The organism is Xanthomonas sp. NCPPB 1826 (assembly GCF_056725285.1).
In genome coordinates, this window is the sequence record NZ_CM161521.1 from 3,700,641 (window position 1) to 3,722,262 (window position 21,622).

Below are 21,622 nucleotides of genomic sequence, written 5' to 3' on the forward strand. Positions count from 1 at the left end.
ACGGCTGATTGATCGAGACGGCCCGGGCGCGCGACGAACGGAGCGTCATCAGAACAGGTCTCCCGGCTCGCCGATGCCCGGAGAGCGGTCGCGCGGCGGCTTCAGGCCCAGGTGCAGATAGGCCTTGGTGGTGACCATGCGGCCGCGCGCGGTGCGGATCAAAAAGCCCTGCTGGATCAGATAGGGCTCGATCACGTCTTCCAGCGTGCCGCGCTCTTCCGACAGCGACGCGGCCAGCGACTCCACCCCGACCGGGCCGCCGTCGAAATGATCGACGATGGTGCGCAGCATGCGGCGGTCGAGCTCGTCGAAGCCTTCCGGGTCGACCTTGAGCATCTGCATCGCCGCCTGCGCCACCGGCAGGTCGATATGCCCCGCCGCCTTGACCTGGGCAAAGTCGCGCACCCGCCGCAGCAGCCGGTTGGCGATACGCGGGGTGCCGCGCGCGCGGCGGGCAATCTCGGCCGCACCGTCGGGCGTGCAGTCGATGCCCAGGATCGCCGCCGAGCGGATCACGATGCGGGTCAGTTCCTGCGGCGAATAGAACTCCAGCCGCTGCACGATGCCGAAGCGGTCGCGCAAGGGCGCGGTCAGCAGGCCGGCACGGGTGGTGGCACCGATCAGGGTGAACGGCGGCAGGTCGATCTTGATCGAGCGCGCGGCCGGGCCGTCGCCGATCATGATGTCGATCTGGAAATCCTCCATCGCCGGATACAGCACTTCCTCCACCACCGGCGAGAGGCGATGGATCTCGTCGATGAACAGCACATCGTGCGGCTGCAGGTTGGTCAGCAGCGCGGCCAGATCGCCGGCCTTCTCTATCACCGGGCCGGAGGTCGAGCGCAAATTCACGCCCAGCTCGTTGGCGATGACGTGGCTGAGCGTGGTCTTGCCCAGACCCGGCGGACCGAAGATCAGCACGTGATCCATCGCCTCGCCGCGCGCCTTCGCCGCTTCGATGTAGATCTCCATCTGCTCGCGTACCGGCTGCTGGCCCAGATAATCGGCCAGGCGCTTGGGCCGGATGCTCGCATCGGCGGCATCGTCTTCGCGGGTGGCACTGCTGGCGATGATGCGGTCCATTAGGGCGGGGATTGGGGATTCGGCAGACGGGATTGGCAGCGCACTAGTATGGGCCGCGGGGCGCCTCCGGCGCTACGCTCTTGCCAATCCCGAATATCCAATCCCCACTCCCGGGCCGCCACCGGCGGCCTCAGATCTCAACCTGGGCGCCCAGCTCGACCAGGCGGTTGCCGGGGATGCGGAAGAAGCCGGTGGCCGGGGCGGCATTGCGATGCATCAGCGCGAACAGCTTGTCGCGCCAGATCGGCATGCCGCGGTTGGCGCTGGCCACGATGGTCTCGCGACTGGCGAAGAAGGTGGTGTCCATCGGGTCGAAATGGATGCCGCCTTGGTCGCAGGAACGCATCAGCGCCAGCGGCACGTCCGGCGTTTCCATGAAGCCGAAGCGCACATAGACGCGGTAGAACTCGTCGCCGATCGATTCGATCTGCAGGCGCTTGTCCGCCGGCGCGTACGGGATCGGCAAGGTGTCGACGTTGAGGAAGATGTTGCGCTCGTGCAGCACCTTGTTGTGCTTGAGGTTGTGCATCAGCGCGTGCGGCACCACCATCGGGTCGGCGGTGAGGAACACCGCCATGCCCGGCACGCGCGCCGGCGGGGCCAGCATCAGGCCCGGCAGGAAGCTGTCGATGCGGATGCCGTCCTTGCGGATTTCCTCGCGCAGCAGCGCGCGGCCGCGGCGCCAGGTGCGCATCAGGGTGAACACCACGATGCCCAGCGCCAGCGGGAACCAGGCGCCCTGCAACAGCTTGGCGCCGTTGGCGATGACGAAGGCCAGCTCGATGAAGAAGAACACCACGCACAGCGGCAGCACCCAGTTGCGCCAGCGCGGCCATAGCGAGCGCGCCACCAGCGCCAGCAGCAGGGTATCGATCAGCATGGTCATCGACACCGAGATGCCGTAGGCCACTGCCAGATTGGTGGAACTGCGGAAGATCAGCACCAGCGCGATCACCATCACCATCAACAGCCAGTTGATGCCGGGCACGTAGATCTGGCCGATGGTGGTGCGCGAGGTGTGCTTGATCAGCATGCGCGGGATGTAGCCCAGCTGCATCGCCTGGCGGGCCACCGAGTAGGCGCCGGTGATGACCGCCTGCGATGCGATCACGGCCGCCAGCGTGGCCAGGATGATCATCGGATACAGCGCCCAGCCCGGCACCGCTTCGAAGAACGGGTTCTTCAGTGCGGAGGGGTGATTGAGCACCAGCGCGCCCTGCCCCAGGTAGTTGAGCAGCAGCATCGGCAACACGAAGAAATACCAGCCATGGCGGATCGGCTTGGCGCCGAAGTGGCCCATGTCCGCGTACAGCGCTTCACCGCCGGTCACCGCCAGCACCACCGCGCCGAGGATGAACACCCCGTGCCAGCCATGCTCCATGAAGAAGCGGATCGCCCACCAGGGGTTGAAGGCCTTCATCACTTCCGGCGCGTCAACGATGTTCCAGGCGCCGATTGCCCCCAGCGACAGGAACCACAGGCAGGTGATCGGGCCGAACACCTTGCCGACCTTTTCGGTGCCGAAGCGCTGCACCATGAATACCACCAGCAGCACGATCACGGTGATCGGCACGATGAAGGGATGCAGGCTGGGCGCGGCGATTTCCAGGCCTTCGACCGCGCCCATCACCGAGATGGCCGGGGTGATCACGCCATCACCGAAGAACAGCGAGGCGCCGAAGATGCCGAGGATGCCGACCACGTACGCCGAGCGCGACCCGCTGCGCAGGGTGCGCTGGGTCAACGCCATCAAGGCCATGATGCCGCCCTCGCCCTCGTTGTCGGCACGCATGATGATGGTGACGTACTTGAGCGTCACCGTGACCATCAGCGCCCAGAACGCCAGCGACAGCACGCCCAGCACGGTGTCGTGGTCGCTGGTCAGCCCGTAGTGCGGCGAGAACGCCTCCTTGAGGGTGTACAGCGGACTGGTACCGATATCGCCGAAGACGACGCCAATGGCGCCGATGACCAAGGCCATATGGCTATTGGCAGGCGCATGGCCGTGGCCAGCTGCGGAAGTGGGGGTCTGGGACATGAAGTGGGCAGGGTATCGCCAAGTGGCGTGAAGGAGGGGAAGACGGCGCGGCGTTGAGTGACTAAAAACGTAGCGATCGATGGTCGGCTGGGTGCGGGCGGCGCGTAGGGAGCCGCAGTGTACGAGTGGTCCCTGCCGATTCCGAGCACCGGCCGCGCCCGCCTGGCGGGCGCGCAGTCGTTTTGCCAGTCGTCCTTAACGCAGCGCGGCCTGGAGGGCCTTGCGAATGACCGTGGCGACTTCGTCGCCTTCTGCCCCGGCCTCGCGTGCCATGCGTGCGGCCTCGGCCGGCTTGTAACCCAGTTGCTGCAAGGCCACCGTGGCTTCGGACACCGCATCCGGGCCAAGCTGGCCGGTGATCGGCGCGCCACTGCTGAAGTCGGCGGCGCGGTCGCGCAGCTCCACCACCATACGCTCGGCGGTCTTCTTGCCGATGCCGGGGATGCGGGTCAGCGCGGTGATGTCGCCGCTGGTGATCAGACGGGCGAACTCGTCCACGCTGACCCCGGACAGCACCGCCAGCGCGATCTTGGCGCCGATGCCGGTGACCTTCTGCACGTCGCGGAACAGCCTGCGCTCGCCTTCGCGCAGGAATCCGTACAGCGACACGCTGTCTTCCTTCTGCGCGTAGTGGGTGAACAGGATCACGTCGCGGCCGACATCGGGCAGGTCGTAGAAGGTACTCATCGGCGCCTCCAGCTCATACCCCACCCCACCGACATCGATCACCAGCCACGGCGGCTGCTTGTAGGCCAGCAGCCCGCGCAGGCGGCCGATCATTGGGCACCGCCTTGGCGGTGCCGGGAATGGGGAATCGGGAATGGGGAATCGCAACAGCGCGCACTGCTGTGGACTCTGCGTTTGCAATTCCCGATTCCCGACTCCCGATTCCCGATTCTCATTTCTTGCGGCTCCAGGCCTGTTGGGTATTGACGCCCAGGCGCTGCGCGGTGGCGCGCACGTGGGCGTGAGTGATGGCGACCGCCAGTGCGTCGGCGGCGTCGGCCTGCAGCTTGCCTTTCAGGTTGAGCATGATGCCGACCATGTGCTGCACCTGCACCTTGTCCGCCCCGCCCTTGCCAACCAGTGCCAGCTTGATCTCGGTGGCAGCGTACTCGTGCACCGGCAGATCGCGCAGCACCACCGCGCAGATCGCCGCGCCGCGCGCGTGGCCCAGCTTGAGCGCGGAATCGGCGCTCTTGCCCATGAACACCTTCTCGATCGCCACTTCCTGCGGCCGGTAGGTCTCGATCACCTCGCCCAGCCCGTGCAGCAGGCGCTTGAGCCGCTGCGCGAAGTCGCCCTCGCCCAGCAGCACCAGCGGCGCATGATAGACATGCCGGCTGCGACCGCTCTCGTCGACGTCGATGATGCCGAGCCCGGTGCGCTGGGAGCCGGGATCGATGCCTAGGATGCGGGTCATCGAAATGCCGGGATTGGGGATTCGGGATTCGGGATTGGTGACGCACCTGCCGTGCGGCGATCGCATTGCTGTTGCGAATCCCGAATAACGAATCCCGCCATCCCGGCCATCATCAGGCGCCAAGCGCCGCTTGATCGACGTTCGAATAGACGTCCTGGACGTCGTCCAGGTCTTCGAGCATGTCGAGCAGCTTGCGGACCTGCACGGCGGTGTCGCCGTCGACGGCGATGTCGTTTTCGGCGCGGAAGGTGATTTCGGCGTGCGCCGGCTCCAGGCCGGCGGCGGTCAGCGCCTGCTTGACCTGGGCAAAGGCGTCCGGGGCGGTCAGCACGTCGATGGCGCCGTCTTCCGGGTAGACCACCACATCGTCGGCGCCGGCCTCGATCGCCGCGTCGGTGAGAGTGTCTTCGTCGGTGCCGGCGGCAAAGCTCAGCACGCCCAGGCGCTTGAACATGAAGGCCACCGAGCCGTCGGTGCCCATGTTGCCGCCGCACTTGCTGAAGGCATGGCGCACGTCGGCCACCGCGCGCACGCGGTTGTCGGTCAGGCAGTCCACGATCACCGCCACGCCGCCGGGGGCGTAGCCCTCGTAGCGCACTTCCTCGTATTCCACGCCTTCCAGCTCGCCGGTGGCTTTCTTGATGGCGCGCTCGATGACGTCCTTGGACATGTTCGCCGACAGACCCTTGTCCACCGCCACGCGCAGGCGCGGGTTGTTGGACGGATCGCCACCGCCGCCGCGTGCGGCGACGCTGATCTCGCGAATGATCTTGGTGAACATCTTGCCGCGCTTGGCGTCGGAGGCGTTCTTGCGGCCTTCGATGGAGGGGCCTCTACCCATGGGTGGTTCCAGACTGGCTTGGATGACAGGGCGCGGATTTTACCTGATTGCTCGCCCGCACCGGGGCGGCGACGTTCAGTGGCGGAACCGGCCCTGGCGCAGGAAGCGCAGTACCTGCTGCGCGGCCTCGGGCGAGCGCAACAGGCCACTGTGGCTGGCCTGCACCACGCAATGGTCGCGCAGCCCGGGCAGGCGGGTTTCGGCCAGCGCCACGGTGCCGTCCGAGCCGCCGTCCAGCGGCGCCAGCCATTGCCCCACCCCGCGCGCGACAGTGCCGGCGATCTGGCCGATCTCCGCCTCGCCCTCCCATTGCACGACACCGTGCTGCAGCAAGGCCGCGCTGCGCCCCAGCGCCCAGCGCCCGCCGCGGCGGGCCAGGCCGCGCGCGGCGGCGCTGCCGCACAACGGCGAGCCCAGACAGACCACGCGGCGCACCGGCAATTCGGGCGCGGCGCGCAGGGCCTGCAGCGCGACCAGCCCGCCCAGGCTGTGGCAGACCAGCAATTGCGCGCCGGTCGCCTGCAGGCGTTCGATCAGCCGTGGCACGGCCCGTTCGGGTCCGCCGAGCACACTGGCGTAGCCGAACAGCGCTGGCGCCAGGCCCTCGGCACGCAGCCGGCGCGCGAGCGGCAATAGCCAGTGCGCGGTGTTCCAGATGCCGTGCACCAGCAGCACGTCGGCGGTCGCGGCGCTCGCCCGCTCACGCAGGATGCGTTGGGAGTGACCCGGGATGAACGAGGATGCGCCGGACACGGAGGTCATGACCGCGCCATGGCGCAAGCCTCAGGTGAGCGCGGATGTGCGACGAATCTGCCGCAGGTCGCTTGCGCGCGAATCAATGCCACCCGCGCCGGGCCGGCAGACCGACAACCAATGCGCGTGCCGGCCTGCAGGCGACCGAGGTGGGGATGGTGCCGGTGGCACTCAGCGTGGCCGGGCGCCGGCAATCGTGGTCGCACGCCACGCAAGCCGGGCATCGGCGCGCCGTTCAATCGGCCGCAATGCGCGGGGTGCGGCGCAGGATGAATTCGCGGTCGAGGATCTTGCCGACCGGGAAATCGTATTCGCCGACCTTCTCGAACCCGTAGCGGGCGTAGAAGCGCTGCGCGCCGAAATTCTCCGACCACACGCCAATCCACAACGTGCGCGGGCCGTCGCGCTCCAGCCATTCCAGCGTGGTCTCGAACAGGCGGCTGCCCCAGCCGCTGTTCTGGTAGTCCTTCAACAGATACAGCCGCTTGAGCTCACCGTCGCCGGGACGCACGTCCTGGTGCGGCAGCCCGCAGGGGCCGGCGGCAGCGTGGCCGACCAGCAGGTTGTCCATCTCTAGCAGCCAGATCGCATAGTCCGGATGCGCCAGCACGATGCGCGCGCGCTCGACTGCATAGGTCTCTTCGAGAAAACCGCGGAGGTCTTCTTCTGGATACAGATGCCCGAAGGTTTCGGTAAAGGTCTGCGCAGCCAGCAGCGACAAGGCTTCGGCATCGTCCGGTGTAGCGCGGCGGATGCGGGTCATACGGGCGTCTCGTGCCGGGTGGACGTGGCAGCTTCGCGCATGCGGTGGTGGGGTCGCAAGCGGGGATTCGGGATTCGGGATTCGGGATTCGGGATTCGGGATTCGGGAATCGGGAATCGGGAATCGGGAATCGGGAATCGGGAATCGGGAATCGGAAGAGCATCCGAGATCCGACCCGCGTTTGCGGGCCGGCGCGGGTTTGGATTACGCGCAGTGCGTTGATAAGGGCGAGCGAGGGGCGCGGCCCTCTGCCGGGGCTCTGCGGCAGGCGCGGCCGCAGATGCGGGCATCGATCGTTGGGCGGGGGCGCGATGCGCCCGCGCCATCCATGTATGCGACGCGCTGCGCGGTGCAGCGTGTCGGCTGCACGGCCACGCTGGGGTGGCCGTGTGGGTGGCAGGTCAGACCTGCTTGGGGCGTACCTGCACGTGCACTTCGGCCAGCTGATCGGCGGCGATCGGCGACGGGGCGTCGGTCATCAGGTCCTGTGCGCCGGTGGTCTTGGGGAACGGGATGACGTCGCGGATGGAGTCGGTGCCTGCCATCAGCGCCGCGATGCGGTCGATGCCGAAGGCGATGCCGCCGTGCGGCGGTGCGCCGTAGTTGAGCGCATCCAGCAAGAAGCCGAACTTGGCGCGCGCTTCCTCAGCGCCGATGCCCAGCAGTTCGAACACCGCGCTCTGCATGTCCGGGCGGTGGATACGGATCGAGCCGCCGCCGATTTCGTTGCCGTTGAGCACCATGTCATAGCCGCGCGACACCGCGGTGCGGGCATTGGCGCGCAGGTCGGCGATGTCGTCCACCGCCGGCGCGGTGAAGGGGTGATGCAGGGCCACGTAGCGCTGCGCCTCCTCGTCCCACTCGAACATCGGGAAATCGGTGACCCACAGCGGCGCCCAGCCATCGGCGATCAGGCTGAAATCCTTGCCGGCCTTCAAACGCAGCGCGCCCATGAAGTCGGACACCTTGTTGTAGCCGCCGGCACCGAAGAACACGATGTCGCCGTTGCCGGCCCCGACGTGCTTGAGCAGCGCAGCGAAGGCGTCTTCGCCGAAGAACTTGGCGATCGGCGAGCTGACTTCGCCGCTCTCCGACAGCTTGACGTAGGCCAGGCCCTTGGCGCCGTACTTGGCGGCGTGGGCGGCGTACTCGTCGATCTGCTTACGGCTCAGCGTGGCGCCACCGGGAATGCGTAGCGCGGCCACGCGGCCATCGGCATCGTTGGCGGCGGCGGTGAACACCGGAAATTCGCTGGTCTTGACCAGTTCGGCCACGTCGACCAGTTCCAGCGCGATGCGCAGGTCCGGCTTGTCCGAGCCATAGCGACGCATCGCCTCGGCCCAGGTCATGCGCGGGAACTGCGCGGCCAGTTCGACGTCCACCACTTCGGCGAAGATGGCGCGGATCATGTCTTCGACGAAATCCTGCACGTCGCGCTCGCGAACAAAGGCGAATTCCATGTCGAGCTGGGTGAATTCCAGCTGGCGGTCGGCGCGCAGCGCTTCGTCGCGGAAGCAGCGTGCGATCTGGTAGTAACGGTCGAAGCCGGCCACCATCAGGATCTGCTTGAACAGCTGCGGGCTCTGCGGCAAGGCGTAGAACTCGCCCGGATGCATGCGCGCCGGCACCAGGAAGTCGCGCGCGCCTTCCGGGGTGGCCTTGGTCAGGATCGGGGTTTCGATGTCCTGGAAATCGCGTGCGTCCAGGTGTCGGCGCAGCGCCTGTACCAGCTTGATGCGGGTGCGCTGCATGCGCTGCATTTCCGGACGGCGCAGGTCCAGATAGCGGTACTTCAGGCGCGTCTCCTCGCCCGGGTTCTCGTGCGCATGGAACGGCAGCGGCGCGGCCTTGTTGAGGATGCTGATGCGGGTGGCGATCACTTCCACCTTGCCGGTGCGCAGCTTGTCGTTGACCGCGTGCCGCGCGCGCACCACGCCTTCGACCTGCAGCACGTCCTCGTAGCCGAGGCTGGCGGCCACCTTGAACAGCTCGGCGCTGGCGTCGTCGCCGGCCACCGGTTCGACCGTCACCTGCACGATGCCTTCGTGGTCGCGCAGGTCGATGAAGCACACCCCGCCCAGGTTGCGGGCCACGTCGGTCCAGCCGGCGAGAGTGACGGTTTGGCCGATCAAGGTCTCGTCGACCAGGCCGCAGAAGTGGGTACGCATCGAAAGCTCCGCTGAAAAACCCGGCACAGGACAGCGCCGGAGAGCCGGATATTCTGGGGCCGGCGGGCGGCAGGAGCAAATCTGCGGGCGCTCATGGCCGCTTAAGTCAGTGCCCGGCTGAATAGGCGCCAGACCCTTCCGCACCAAGGACGCCACGATGCTGCGCACCGCCCTGCTGCTCTCCGGCTTCGGCCTGATCACCCTGACCGGCCTGCTGACCAGTGCGCCTGCCGCCGCGCAGGACCGCGGCTGGAACGGCCCCAGCATCACCTGCTCCAGCAACGACAACCGTCGCCGCGAGTGCGATACGCCGTTCCGCGGCCGCGCGGTGCTGGTCGAGAACATCTCCGGCACGCGCTGCATCGAAGGCCGCAACTGGGGCAGCGAGCGCGGCCGCGTCTGGGTCGACAACGGTTGCCGCGCGCGCTTTGTCGATGGCCGCAACGGCGGCGGCTGGGGCGGCAACGGTGGTCCCGGCGGCGGCGGGGTGGCCGGCACGGTGCGCTGCGAGAGCAACGACCAGCGCCAGAAGATCTGCGACACCGGCTGGCGCCGCGCCACGCTGGTGCGCCAGCTGTCCAACACGCCCTGCGTGGAAGGCCGCAACTGGCGCCAGGATGGGGGCCGGATCTGGGTGGACGACGGCTGCCGCGGCGAGTTTGCGCAGGCACGCGGCGGCTGGGACCGGGGTGACGGCGGCTACGGTGGCCGCGACGACCGCCCGCGCAACGATTACGCCATCACCTGCGCCAGTGACGACCGCCGCCTGCGTACCTGCGGCTGGGATGGCCGCTATGGCCGCCCAGTGCTGACCCGCCAGCTGTCCGACACCCGTTGCGAGGAAGGCCGCAGTTGGGGGTACGACGAGCGCCGCGCGACGGTGTGGGTCAACGATGGTTGCCGGGCACGCTTCGAGGCGCGTTGAGGCCGCGGATGGGCGCGCCGCGCGCGGCTGGGTCCAGGGGTTAGGCCTTCCGCCCTGCCAGCGGCTGCGGCGCGCTGGTCCGGCTCAGGCGGGGTCGGCCGCGGGCTTGGCAGCGGGCTTGCTCTCGGCGGCGGCTGCCGGCTTGGCATCGCCACCGGCGCTGCTGCTTTCGGTGAGGTTCTTCTTCTTCTCGCCCGCCGACTTGAAGTCGGTCTCGTACCAGCCGCTGCCAGACAGACGGAACGACGGCGCGGTGATCTGGCGCTTGATCGTGGCCGCCGCGCAAGCCGGACAGGTCTGCGGATCGGGGTCGGCCATCTTCTGCAGGCGGTCGAAGGCGTGACCGCAGGTGGTGCACTGGAAACCGTAGATGGGCATGGCAGGATCAGCTGAAGACGATGCGGGGCGCAGATTCTAGACGGATGCGGGCGGGCTGGTGCAGTGGGCCGTCTGCGACCTTGAACACGCGCGAGCGTGTTGCGGGCAAGAGACATCGATCGATGGTAGTTGTGTCGCACTTGCACGCCAGGTGCGCTCGCTGACCACCGCAGCCCTCATTGGCAGATAGCAGGACGGTCGGAACGTTCGCGCGTATGCCGAAGAACGCGAATCTACGTAATGGATGGTCATCAGATCGGCGCGACTGCCCGAACTGCGCCGGTAGATGAGGCAGTCATCCCGCACGCCAGAAGCCCACGCTTCGCATCAACCTGACATCACACCAGCGGGTAGCGAGAGCTACAGAGCCAGGTCGTTTCGATCAAGCCGCACGACCCGGGCTGCTACACTCGAACACGTGATTGACGCGCCTCTCCCCCCACGAGGACCGCATCCATGTTGCGGCTGACTGCCTTATTGCTAGGCGTTGCCCTGCTGCTGACCGGCAGCGGGCTGCTCGGCACCTTGCTTGCCGTGCGCGGTGGCCAGGCCGGTTTCGATGCGCGTGCGCTGGGCCTGATCATGTCCGGGTATTTCGCCGGCTTCTTTCTCGGCACCTTTTTCGCACCGCCGCTGATTCGGCGCATCGGGCATATCCGCGCATTCGCCTTTTACGCAGCGCTGGCGGCGATTGCCGTATTGCTGCATCCGATCTGGTTGAACGCCTGGGGTTGGGGCCTGCTGCGCCTGGTCACCGGCGCGGCACTGGTCGGCCTGTACACCGTGATCGAAAGCTGGCTCAACGCCGAGCCGGACGCGCGTCGGCGCAGCCGGGTGTTCTCGGTGTATATGGCGATCAACCTGTCGGCGTTGGCGCTGGGCCAGATCCTGCTCACCGCAGGCGATGCGGGCGCACCGGCGATGTTCACGCTGACGGCAATCCTGATCTGTGCGGCGGTGATGCCGGTGATGACCACGCGCCTGATTCCGCCCGAAGTCCCGCACGTCTCGCGGCTGCGACTGAAAACGCTGTACGCGTTGGCGCCGGTGGCGACCATCGGCGCGGGACTGTCGGGCCTGGCGATGGGGGCGTTCTGGGGCTTGTTGCCGGTGTACGCCAACCGCATCGGGCTGGATGCCGATGGCGTGGCGATGTTCATGCTCACCGCCATCATCGGCGGCGCGGTGTTGCAGTGGCCGATCGGGCGCATCAGCGATGGCCATGACCGGCGCATCGGCCTGGTCATGATCAGCGTGCTGGCGGCCGGCATCGCGATCGCTGCCGCGGTGCCGATGGTGCAGGCACAGACCCACCTGCTGTTCGTGCTGTTCTTCGTGTACGGCGGGTTGGCGTTCTCGCTGTATCCGTTTGCGGTGGCGCACATGCTCGATTACCTGCCGCGCGAAGATCTGCTCTCCGGCTGCAGCAGCCTGCTGCTGGTGCATGGCGTGGGCGCGGCGATCGGTCCGGCCCTGGCCGGTGGCGCAATGCAGAAATTCGGACCAGCGGCACTGCCGGTGTATTTCGCGGTGATGCTGCTGGCGCTGTCCGGATTTACGCTGACACGCTTGCTGCGCTTCACGCGCCGCCGCACCCATCCGATCTCGTTCCGCCCGATGCTGCGCACCACGCCATCGGCGCTGGAGTTGATGCCGGAAACACAACAGGCCGAAGCACCGCCGCACGTCAAGGGCGGCTGACACACCTGTTTCACCGTCGTCAGTCGCTGCGCTGCTGATCAGGCGATCTGCGGCGTTGCTGCAGAGGCCCCTTTGCCCGCCCACCATTGCGAGGGGCGCCGCAAGGCGGAGCAGCTGGTGGAGGACTTTTTGGATGGATCAGCTATGGAGCGGTCTATCTGCCGCTTGGCTGCAAGGTCCTTGCCCGCCCACCCCCGCGGGACACGCCGCAAGTACGTCCTTGTAGGCTCTTACGCGGCATCCATGCCGCGTAAGGTCCCGCGACAGTGAGCGGGCAAGGACCAAGTCGAGGTGATCGGTGTGCATGGTTAAGAGCAGTCAGAGCGGTGCGTGGTGCGCGTCGTTTGATCTTGATGCGCCGGCTCGATGTCCGACACACGTTTCGACAAGCGGCTTTTCGCGCGGGCATCGACCAACTTCCTGGTGCGGTGTCCTTACCGGTTGCGGGACCCTTGGCGGCATGGATGCCGCCAAGGAGCCTCCATGGACGGATTCACGGCGTGTCCCACAAGTGGTGAGGGCACCGCGCACTCGACTCACCAGGCTTTTGACCTGAGCACCTGAGTGCATCTACAACAACGCGACGACTCGAAATCGCTTGTCTTGAAGTGGAGACAACGCTGCAACACGAAACTCCGGGTGTCTTGCAACAGCGCGGCCCGGAAACATCCAAACAGCGCTGAATCGCCATCGCCCCGACGTTAGGACTTCCTAAGTCCATCTGGTGATCCCGGCCACACCTTTAGCGCGGTCATCATCACGCAATGCAAGCGCGGCAGTCTTTGCGGACCCTCCCCGCTTGTTGGATTGCAATGGATTCGACGTCCTCCTCGCGCGTGCGCCGTCCGGCCACGCTCGCCTTGTTGCTGGTTCCGCTCACCCTGCCCGCTTACGCACAACAAGTCCCGGATGGCGCGGCATCTGGCCCGGCTGCGGCCGAACCGGGCAGCGCTGGCGAACAGGTGTCCACGCTGGATCAGGTGCAGGTGGTCGGCCAGGCGATGACGTATTCCAAGACCAATGTCAGCAAGGAAATGCTGGACCGCCAGTTCGTGCTCGGCAGCGTCAACGATGCGCTCAACGAACTGCCCGGCGTGGTGGTCACCGAGGCCGATGCCTTCGGCTCGTCGGATTGGGGCACGCAGATCAGCATGCGCGGCTTTGTCAGCAACCGCGATACCCAGCAGATCGGCACCACCATCGATGGCGTGCCCAACGGCGGCTCGGCGTATGGCGGCGGCTCCAAGGCCAACCGTTTCATCGACATGCCGGACCTGGAAACGGTGGAAGTCAGCCAGGGCACCGCCGATATCGCCTCGCGCTCCAACGAAGCGCTGGGCGGCACCTTGAACTATCTCACCGGCGAGCCGCTGGAAGAGCAGCGCGTGCGCGTGATCGGCGGCATCGGCGACAACCAGGCGCGCAAGTATTACGCGCGCTACGACACCGGCTTGCTCGGCGGCAATACGCGCGCCTGGGTCAGCGGCTCGTCGGCACGCAACGACGACTGGATCGACGGCAGCGGCCACACCAGCCGCGATCACCTGGCCGGCAAGTTCGTCAGCATCCTGGACAAGTGGACACTCAGCGGCTATGCGTCCTACGACGATGCCGACGAATCCGAATACACCAGCGTGACGCCCGAGCAGTTCGCGCGCGACCCCGAGCACGACCTGCTGACCGGCACGCTCACCGGCATTCCGTACCTGGACCAGAACTACCGCTCCGGCTCGCGTGCGCTGCGCAAGAACACCTTTGGCTACCTGCGTGGCGCCTTCGATGGCGGCAATGGCTTCAAGGCAACGCTGACCGGCTATGCGCATCGCATGCAGGGCCGCGGCGACTGGATTCCGCCGTATCTGGTGGATGTCACCAACGATGGCGCCGGCGCGCCGGAATCCGAAGCACGTGGCGGCAACACCGTGTACGCCGGCAGCGACCTGGGCAAGCTGTACTACCTCACGCCCAACGGCGCGGCCGCGACCATGCTGGCCGGCTGCGCCGGCAGCGATGCGGTGCCGGCCGAATCCAACCCGGCCTGCTATCCGGCCGGCTCGGTGCCGGTGCAGTCGTATCGGCACAGCCACTACGACAACCACCGCGCCGGCGCGATGGCCGATGTGGAATGGCGCGCCGATCTCGGCGCCATCGACAACACCGTGCGCGCCGGCGCCTGGCTGGAGCGCTACGACCGCAGTGTCACCCGCGACTGGCATCGCCTGCTCAACGTCGGCACCAACATCAGCTTCGATCATCAGCCGTACTGGGTGCAGTTCAAGGACAACTACCAGACCGACGAGCAGATGTATTACGTCGAGGACGTGATGCGCTACGGCGCCTTCGCCTGGCGCGTGGGCGTCAAGCAGTTCTTCGTCGACCAGACCCGCGACCGCCGCATCGGCGATGCGCAGCATGTGGAATCGGATTCGCATTCGGACCCGCTGCTGTCGGCCGGCCTGACCTGGACCACACCGGTGCAGGGCCTGGAAGCCTTCGCCGGTTACTCGCAGAACTTCGCTGCGATTCCCTCCGGCGTGCTCGGCGAGACCGACCCGGTCGCACTGAGCCGCGTGCAACCGGAGACCGCCGACAACGTCGAACTCGGCCTGCGTCTCAGCCGCTGGCCGCTGACCGGCAGCGTGACCCTGTACGACATCCGCTTCGACAACCGCATCGTCTATGTGCCGGCCAACTTCGTCACCGGCATCGACTACCTGGGCGAAACCGACGGCGTGTACGAGAACTTTGGCGGCGTGCATGCGCGCGGCGTGGAAGCGGCACTGGGCTATGGCTGGGACAACGGCTGGCGCATCAACGGTGCCTACACCTACAACAAGGCCGATTACCTGGGCAGCGGCGACGCCGCACGCGACACCGCGCTGGAGATCACCCCCGGCGCGCAGGTAATCGGGCAACCGCGCAACACCTTGGTGATGTCGGCGGACTGGCGCGGCCAGGCGTGGCGCTTCGGTGTGTCCGGACGCTATCTGGGCAAGCGCTACCTGGATGCCTCCAACCGTGCCGCACTCGATGGCGTGACCACCTTCGATGCCAACCTCGGGGTGGAGCTGTCGCAGCTGTCGTCGCAGCTCAAGGGCCTGCAGCTGGCGCTCAACGTCAGCAACCTCACCGACAAACGCTACCTGGAAGGCGTGGACGGCAGCGACAGTGCCTTTATCGCCGCGCCACGCACGGTCGGGCTGACGTTGACGCTGGATCTCTAACGTCGGCGGCGTAGGGCCGACCTGCGCGGGATGGGCCTGCAACGTGCGCGAGTGGATCGGGTTGAAGACACGCCACCCGATCCGCTCCCTGCATCGGCTGCCGCGCAGGTGCAAACGAAAAGGGTCGGCGGTGTTGCAAGCACGCAAGAGAACACACGCGCTGACGCGTCGGGTACGCTCGACCCGCTCCAGCGTAGACAGGATGGGAGCGCCAACCAGGTGACACGATGATCGACCTTCCCCGCCGCCGCGTTCTGCAGACCGGTCTTGCCAGTGCCGCCGCCGCGCTGCTGCCGCCCAGCATCGCGCGGGCCGCCGCCATCGCGCCGGACCGCCGCACCGGCACGCTGGAGGATCTGCAGCATGTGGTGATCCTGATGCAGGAAAACCGCGCCTTCGATCATTACTTCGGCAGCCTGCCCGGCGTGCGCGGGTTCGGCGATCGTTTTCCGATTCCCGCACCGCCGTTACCGGGCGCGCCCGCGCGCACGGTGTGGCTGCAGCCCAGCGAGGACGGCCGCCAATGGCTGACGCCGTTTGCGCTGGATACGGCAGCGCAGTTCGGCTTCATGCGCGTGCAAGGCACGCCGCATAGTTGGGTGGATGCGCAACGCGCCTGGGATCACGGCCGGCTCGGGCACTGGGCCGCCGCCAAGCACAACCATGCGCTGGGCTATTACCGGCGCGCGGATATTCCGTTCCAGTACGCGCTCGCCGACGCCTTCACCATCTGCGATGCGTACCACGCCTCAATCCAGACCGGCACCAATTCCAATCGCGTGTTCCTGTGGAGCGGCGGCAACGACCCGCAGGCGCGAGCCGGTGGCCCGGTGATCGGCAACTCGCACGACAACTTTGCGGAGCTGGGCGGTTTCGCCGAACCCTACCGCTGGACGACCTACGTCGAGCAGCTACAGAACGCCGGCGTGTCCTGGCAGATCTATCAGGACATGCGCGACAACTTCACCGACAACCCGCTGGCGGGCTTTGCGCCGTTCCGGCAGGCCTTCACTGCCGCGCCCGGGCACGATGCGCAACTGCGCGCGCGTGGCGTCAGCACGCGCGGTGTCGAGCAGCTGCGCGCCGACGTGCTGGGCGGGCAACTGCCATCGGTGAGTTTCATCATTGCCGATGCGGCCGGCAGCGAACATCCTGATCCCTCCAGCCCAGCGCAAGGCGCGGCCTACACTGCACGCGTGCTGGATGCGCTGACCGCCGACCCACAGGTATGGAGCCGCACCGCATTGCTGCTGATGTTCGACGAGAACGACGGCTTTTTCGATCACATGCCGCCACCGGCGCCACCGTCGCCGGACCCGCACGCGGCCAGCGGCTTTGCGGGCGCATCCAGCATCGCCACCGACGATGACTACCATCGCCACCCGGCACCGGGCGAACAGAAAGTGGATCTGCCCGAGCTGCGCGGCCGCCCCTATGGCCTGGGTCCGCGTGTGCCGCTGTACGTGATCTCGCCGTGGAGCCGCGGCGGCTGGGTGGATTCGCAGGTGTACGACCACACATCGGTATTGCGGCTGCTGGAACGCCGCTTCGGCGTGCCCGCACCGGAGATCACGCCGTGGCGGCGCGCAGTCTGTGGCGACCTGGTCAATGCGTTCGATTTCCGCACGGCCGATGCGCGCCCGTTCGCCGCGGCGCTGCCCGATGTCAGCGCGACCGCAGCGCGCGCAGCAGCCCTGCGCGAACACGCACTGCCGCCGTTGCCTGCCGCGTTGCAACCGCCGCAGCAGCCCTTCGGTACACGCCGTTCGCGGGCGCTGCCGTATCGCCAAAGCGTGGAACTGGCCCTGTTGCCCGAGCGTGGCCAGGTGAAGTTGCGCATGTCCAACGCGGGCGCTGCGGTGGTCCTGCATGTCTACGACCGCTTCGCTCTTGCGGCGGTTCCACGCCGTTACACCGTAGGGAGCGGCGCAGCAGTGGACGCCACGTGGACCACCGACGATGGCCGTTACGATCTGTGGTTGCTCGGCCCCAACGGATTTCATCGCCACTACCGTGGCGATCTGAGCGCAGCGTTGCTGGCGGCCGAAATCACCCAGGATGCGAACGATCCCGAAGCCATGTCGTTATCGCTGCGCAACGCCGGCAGCACTGCCGTGCAGGTGGAACTGCAGCCGGCCGCATATTCAGCCGCGCAGCCGCATGAACGCCTGAGCGTTGCGCCCGGCACCACCGAGCAGCGCCGTTGGAAAGCGGCGGCGACTGGCGGCTGGTACGACCTGTGGGTACACCACGACGGCGCAGCCCAGCGTCTGGCCGGACGTATCGAAACCGGTGCAGACAGTGTCAGTGATCCAGCCATGGGTGGGCCGGCGCGGCTGCAGCAAGACCTGCCTTTGCCGTTCGGCGCGCCCGGCTGAGCCTTGCAGCTGGGCAGGCGGTGAGAACGCAGGCGGCTGCGTGATCAGCACGCTTGCGCACGGTCGCGCTCAGTGTGCGTCGGCCGCATCCAGCATGCCGATCGTCCCCAACCAGGTTTCCACCACATGCGGCCATTGCGTGATCGGCAGTGCGCCTGCGCGTAGACCGAACGCTTGCCCACCATCGGCATAGAGATGCATTCCCACGGGTACGCCGGCCTGCTTGAGTGCCACGTAGTAGGCCAGCGATTGACTGACGCCATTCACCGCATCAGTCCTCGACCTGCAGCAAGAAGGTCGGCGGCGTCCGTGCAGTGACGGTGATGTCTGGCCGCAGCGACAGATGGGTTGGATCGCGTGTGGCGCGGTCGTCGTGCTCGTGCGCCCACAGATGGCCCGGATAGACGGCGATGGCAATGACACACCTTGATGCGCACGGTCGTACCTCGAACAGCTGGCAGGAAACAGCAAGCAGCTTGTGGACTCACACGCGACATGGATCGCGGGAGGCAGCGGGTCATTGCGCTCACACCACGATGCTGTCGCGCACCGCGGCCGCCACTGCCTTCAACGCCGCATCGCGCGCATCGCTGTCGACGCTGGCGCCATTCAAGTACGCGGTGAGCAGCAATGGTGCCTTGCCTGCCGGTGGCCAGATGATGGCGATGTCGTTGCGGGTGTCGCTGCCGTTGCTGCCGGTCTTGTCGCCGATCTTCCAGCCCCGCGGCAGGCCGGCGCGCAGGCAGGTCTCGCCGGTGCGGTTGTCGATCATCCAGTCGGTCAGCTGCTTGCGCGAGGCCAGTTGCAGCGCGTTGCCGAGCAGCAGGGTGCGCAAGGTGGCGGCCATTGCCGCCGGCGTGGTGGTGTCGCGCGGGTCGCCCGGGGCAAACCGGTTCATCTCCGGCTCGCGGCGGTCGCTGCGGGTGTGCGCATCGCCGATGCCGCGCAGGAAGGCGGTCAGTCCGGCCGGGTTGCCGACCAGCGGAAACAGCAGGTTGGCGGCCGGATTGTCGCTGTAGATCATCGTGGCCCGGCAGAGCTCGGCCACGCTCAGCGCCCCGCCGACATGGCGCTCGGTGACCGGGGCGTGCTCGAGCATGTCGGAGGCACGGATCTTGACCCGTTGCGCCAGCGTCAGCTTGCCCTGGTCCACCCGCTGCAAGACTGCCGCAGCCAATACAAATTTGAAGGTGCTGCACATCGGAAAGCGCTCGTCCTCGCGCTGGCCGAGGCGCCTGCCGGTGGCGCTGTCGAGCAGGCTGATGCCCAGGCGGCCGCCGGTGCGGCGTTCGATCTCCGCCCACTGTGCCCGCAGCACATCGTCCACCGTCATCGCCGGGGTGAGTGCCCATGCAGGTCTGGAGGCCGCAAGCAGCACGCCCGCGCCGGTTGCGTACAAGAATTGTCGACGGTTCAACATGCAGCAGCCTCCCGGTGAGAGCCCGCAGTATCGGCGCATGCCGGCCACCGGACTATTGCGATGTTTCGATCCCTGGCATGAATTGAACTAATCTCTGTGCATGCCCCGGCCCCGTCTTCCGCTCAATGCCCTGCGCGCCTTCGAGGCCGCCGCGCGCCACCAGAACCTGACCCGCGCCGCGAGCGAGCTGTGCGTCAGCCAGGCCGCGCTCAGCCACCAGATCAAGGCGCTGGAGCAGCAACTGAGAACCAGCCTGTTCCACCGCCTGCCGCGCGGCGTGGCGCTTACCGACGAAGGCGCGGCGCTGGCGCCGGTGCTCGGCGAGGCCTTCGACCGCATCGCGGCCACCCTGGAGCGCTTTGCCGATGGCCGTTATCGCGAGGTGCTCAGCGTCGGCGTGGTCGGTACCTTCGCCACCGGCTGGCTGCTGCCGCGCGTGGACGCCTTTCATGCGGCGCATCCGGAGATCGAGCTGCGTCTGTCGACTCACAACAACAGGGTCGATCTGGCCGGCGAAGGCCTGGATCTGGCGATCCGTTTTGGCGATGGCGACTGGCAAGGCCAGATTGCCGAGGCGTTGATGGAGGCGCCGTTTGCGCCGGTGTGTGCACCCAGCATGGCGCGTGGCTTGCGCACCCCGGCCGATCTGGCAGGCATGCCGTTGTTGCGCTCGTACCGCCTGGACGAATGGCCGCAGTGGTTTCGCGCGGCGGGCATGACCGAGGTCGCCGCGCGCGGGGCGATGTTCGATTCATCGTTGACCCTGGCAAGCGCCGCGGCGGCCGGTGCCGGCGTGGCGTTGTTGCCGTTGCCGATGTTTCGCCAGGATCTGGATGCGGGACGCCTGGTGTGCCCGTTCCCGATCCAGATCAATGCCGGACGCTACTGGCTGACCCGGCTGCGCTCGCGACCGGCCGGCGCCGCCGAGCTCAGCTTTCACCGCTGACTAGCGCAAACCATTTCCGCATGAGCGGTCCAGCGGCACCTGTTCCCTCTGGACCCGCGCCGAAGGCGCACGCCGACATACTCGCTGTTAGCCGCCTGTTTTAGAGATGAAAGAAGTGATGAAAACGAATAGCTGCAATAGCTTTATTCCCGGAAAGTGATGGCTACATTGGGCTCCCATCCCGCATCGGGCGGCCCCATGATCACGCCTTCGCATCTTCTTCGTTTCTCGCTCTGTATCGGCGCAGGTGTTGCTGCCGCCAACGCGACAGCGCAAGCCACTGCCCCTGGAACAACCTCGCCTTCCGCAACGAACGCCGCTGCCCAACAAGATGCCGCACCCACGCCCAGCTTCGAACAATGGCTGGTCGACTTCCGCCAGCGTGCGCTCGCTGCCGGCATTGAACCAACCACACTGGACACCGCATTCGCTGGCGTCACACCCGATCCATCGGTGCAGGCGCTGGATCAGCAGCAGCCCGAATTCACCCGCGATCTCTGGGATTATCTCGACGACCGTGTCACCCCGTCCGCCATCCAGCAAGGACAGCAACTACTGGTCAGCCAGCGCGCCCTCTTTCAAAAGTTGCAGCAGCAGTACGGTGTGGATCCGGGCATCCTGACGGCCATCTGGAGCATGGAAAGCGAGTACGGCAAACAGATCGGCGACCGCTACGTGATCCGTTCGCTGGCGACGCTGGCGCATGAGGGTCGGCGCACCCGCTATGGCAATACGCAACTGCTTGCGGCGTTGCAGATCCTGCAGACGGAAAAAGGCGTCGATCGATCGCAGTTTGTGGGTTCGTGGGCCGGCGCCATGGGACAGACGCAATTCATTCCGAGCACCTATCGCGACTACGCCGTCGACGACGATGGGGACCACAAACGGGATGTATGGAATTCCAGTGCGGATGCCTTGGGCTCTGCCGCGAACTATCTTAAGCAGAGCAACTGGAGCAGCGCTGTTCCCTGGGGCCAGGAAGTGCATCTGTCAGGCGGCTTCGACTACGCGCAGGCCGACATGACGATCAAGAAAACCGTTGCCGAATGGCAGCGCCAGGGTGTGGTGTGTGGCAGCAAGCCGATTGCGCCCGCACTGGCCCAGGAACAGGCATCGGTGCTTTTGCCCACCGGGTATCGCGGCCCGGCGTTCCTGGTGTTCGACAATTTCCGCAGCATTCTGCGCTACAACAATTCCACCGCCTATGCGCTGGCGGTCGGTCTGCTGGCCGATGGCTATGCGGGTGGAGCCGGGGTCGAGCAGCCCTGGCCCAAAGACGATCCGCCGCTTAATAGCGTGGCAGATATCACCGAGCTGCAGCAGCGGCTGACCGACAAGGGATTCGACGTGGGCGGCGTCGACGGTGCGCTGGGGGCGCGAACTCGCCAGGGAATCCGTGCATTCCAGCGCAGCCAGCAGTTGCCGCAAGACGGGTATGCCAGCACGTCGTTACTGGCACGACTGCGGGCAGGCTGATCGCACGACGTGACCGTCGCAGGGATCGGCAACGCCGGTGCCGCGTAGGCCGCGATGGTCTTGCAGCGTGGGCGGTGCCACGCACGCGCGCCTTGATGAGGCGAG

At 66.8% G+C, this 21,622-nt stretch carries 16 protein-coding genes, 1 other RNA gene and 1 pseudogene; 6 read left to right on the top strand and 12 right to left on the bottom strand.

Annotation, left to right across the window (positions count from 1 at the left end; genetic code table 11):
- Positions 1–48: 48 nt before the first annotated feature.
- The 9 genes from ruvB to aspS form a co-directional block, all read right to left on the bottom strand.
- A complete protein-coding gene (ruvB, locus tag AC1PLA_RS15665) occupies positions 49–1,083 on the bottom strand; it encodes a Holliday junction branch migration DNA helicase RuvB (RefSeq protein ID WP_039519511.1) in 1,035 nt (344 codons plus the stop codon).
- 130 nt (positions 1,084–1,213) lie between these two features.
- Positions 1,214–3,121, bottom strand: coding sequence for a potassium transporter Kup (locus tag AC1PLA_RS15670; protein WP_026064726.1), 1,908 nt, complete (start codon positions 3,119–3,121; stop codon positions 1,214–1,216).
- A gap of 59 nt (positions 3,122–3,180) precedes the next feature.
- Positions 3,181–3,255: non-coding RNA, sX9 sRNA (locus AC1PLA_RS15675), on the bottom strand.
- A gap of 61 nt (positions 3,256–3,316) precedes the next feature.
- Entirely contained in the window at positions 3,317–3,901 is a 585-nt protein-coding gene (gene ruvA / locus AC1PLA_RS15680) for a Holliday junction branch migration protein RuvA (protein ID WP_016904121.1), read from the bottom strand.
- 118 nt (positions 3,902–4,019) lie between these two features.
- A complete protein-coding gene (gene ruvC, locus AC1PLA_RS15685; RefSeq protein WP_016904120.1) occupies positions 4,020–4,544 on the bottom strand; it encodes a crossover junction endodeoxyribonuclease RuvC in 525 nt (174 codons plus the stop codon).
- 112 nt (positions 4,545–4,656) lie between these two features.
- Entirely contained in the window at positions 4,657–5,385 is a 729-nt protein-coding gene (locus AC1PLA_RS15690) for a YebC/PmpR family DNA-binding transcriptional regulator (protein ID WP_024940614.1), read from the bottom strand.
- A 75-nt stretch (positions 5,386–5,460) separates the two neighbouring features.
- Entirely contained in the window at positions 5,461–6,138 is a 678-nt protein-coding gene (locus AC1PLA_RS15695; protein ID WP_425512705.1) for an alpha/beta fold hydrolase, read from the bottom strand.
- Positions 6,139–6,373: 235 nt separating this feature from the next.
- Positions 6,374–6,901, bottom strand: a complete 528-nt coding sequence (locus AC1PLA_RS15700; protein ID WP_065049412.1) for a GNAT family N-acetyltransferase — start codon at positions 6,899–6,901, stop codon at positions 6,374–6,376.
- 401 nt (positions 6,902–7,302) lie between these two features.
- Complete coding sequence (aspS, locus tag AC1PLA_RS15705) at positions 7,303–9,069, bottom strand: aspartate--tRNA ligase (protein ID WP_481104889.1); 1,767 nt, start codon at positions 9,067–9,069, stop codon at positions 7,303–7,305.
- A 157-nt stretch (positions 9,070–9,226) separates the two neighbouring features.
- Between aspS and AC1PLA_RS15710 the strand changes: the two genes are divergently transcribed.
- Positions 9,227–9,994 (top strand): DUF3011 domain-containing protein, encoded by a 768-nt coding sequence (locus AC1PLA_RS15710; protein ID WP_104559866.1) that lies wholly within the window; start codon positions 9,227–9,229, stop codon positions 9,992–9,994.
- A gap of 84 nt (positions 9,995–10,078) precedes the next feature.
- On the opposite strand, the gene AC1PLA_RS15715 is transcribed toward AC1PLA_RS15710, so the two are convergent.
- Complete coding sequence (locus tag AC1PLA_RS15715; protein ID WP_016904137.1) at positions 10,079–10,372, bottom strand: FmdB family zinc ribbon protein; 294 nt, start codon at positions 10,370–10,372, stop codon at positions 10,079–10,081.
- A 456-nt stretch (positions 10,373–10,828) separates the two neighbouring features.
- Between AC1PLA_RS15715 and AC1PLA_RS15720 the strand changes: the two genes are divergently transcribed.
- The 3 genes from AC1PLA_RS15720 (at position 10,829) to AC1PLA_RS15730 (ending at position 17,675) form a co-directional block, all read left to right on the top strand.
- On the top strand, positions 10,829–12,073 hold the full coding sequence (locus tag AC1PLA_RS15720) for an MFS transporter (protein ID WP_481104890.1): 1,245 nt from the start codon (positions 10,829–10,831) through the stop codon (positions 12,071–12,073).
- A gap of 812 nt (positions 12,074–12,885) precedes the next feature.
- A complete protein-coding gene (locus AC1PLA_RS15725) occupies positions 12,886–15,297 on the top strand; it encodes a TonB-dependent receptor domain-containing protein (protein ID WP_481104891.1) in 2,412 nt (803 codons plus the stop codon).
- A 227-nt stretch (positions 15,298–15,524) separates the two neighbouring features.
- Positions 15,525–17,675, top strand: a complete 2,151-nt coding sequence (locus AC1PLA_RS15730) for a phosphocholine-specific phospholipase C (RefSeq protein ID WP_481104892.1) — start codon at positions 15,525–15,527, stop codon at positions 17,673–17,675.
- 69 nt (positions 17,676–17,744) lie between these two features.
- Here AC1PLA_RS15730 and AC1PLA_RS15735 read toward each other — a convergent pair.
- Positions 17,745–18,090: pseudogene (locus tag AC1PLA_RS15735) on the bottom strand (alpha/beta hydrolase); the annotation flags it as partial.
- A 111-nt stretch (positions 18,091–18,201) separates the two neighbouring features.
- The gene (gene bla, locus AC1PLA_RS15740) at positions 18,202–19,095 is read right to left on the bottom strand and encodes a class A beta-lactamase (RefSeq protein WP_349781594.1); all 894 of its coding nucleotides are present in this window, start codon (positions 19,093–19,095) and stop codon (positions 18,202–18,204) included.
- 100 nt (positions 19,096–19,195) lie between these two features.
- Between bla and ampR the strand changes: the two genes are divergently transcribed.
- Positions 19,196–20,041 (top strand): LysR family transcriptional regulator AmpR, encoded by an 846-nt coding sequence (gene ampR, locus AC1PLA_RS15745; protein ID WP_481104893.1) that lies wholly within the window; start codon positions 19,196–19,198, stop codon positions 20,039–20,041.
- A 198-nt stretch (positions 20,042–20,239) separates the two neighbouring features.
- Positions 20,240–21,517, top strand: a complete 1,278-nt coding sequence (locus AC1PLA_RS15750) for a lytic murein transglycosylase (protein ID WP_481104894.1) — start codon at positions 20,240–20,242, stop codon at positions 21,515–21,517.
- Positions 21,518–21,622: the final 105 nt, after the last annotated feature.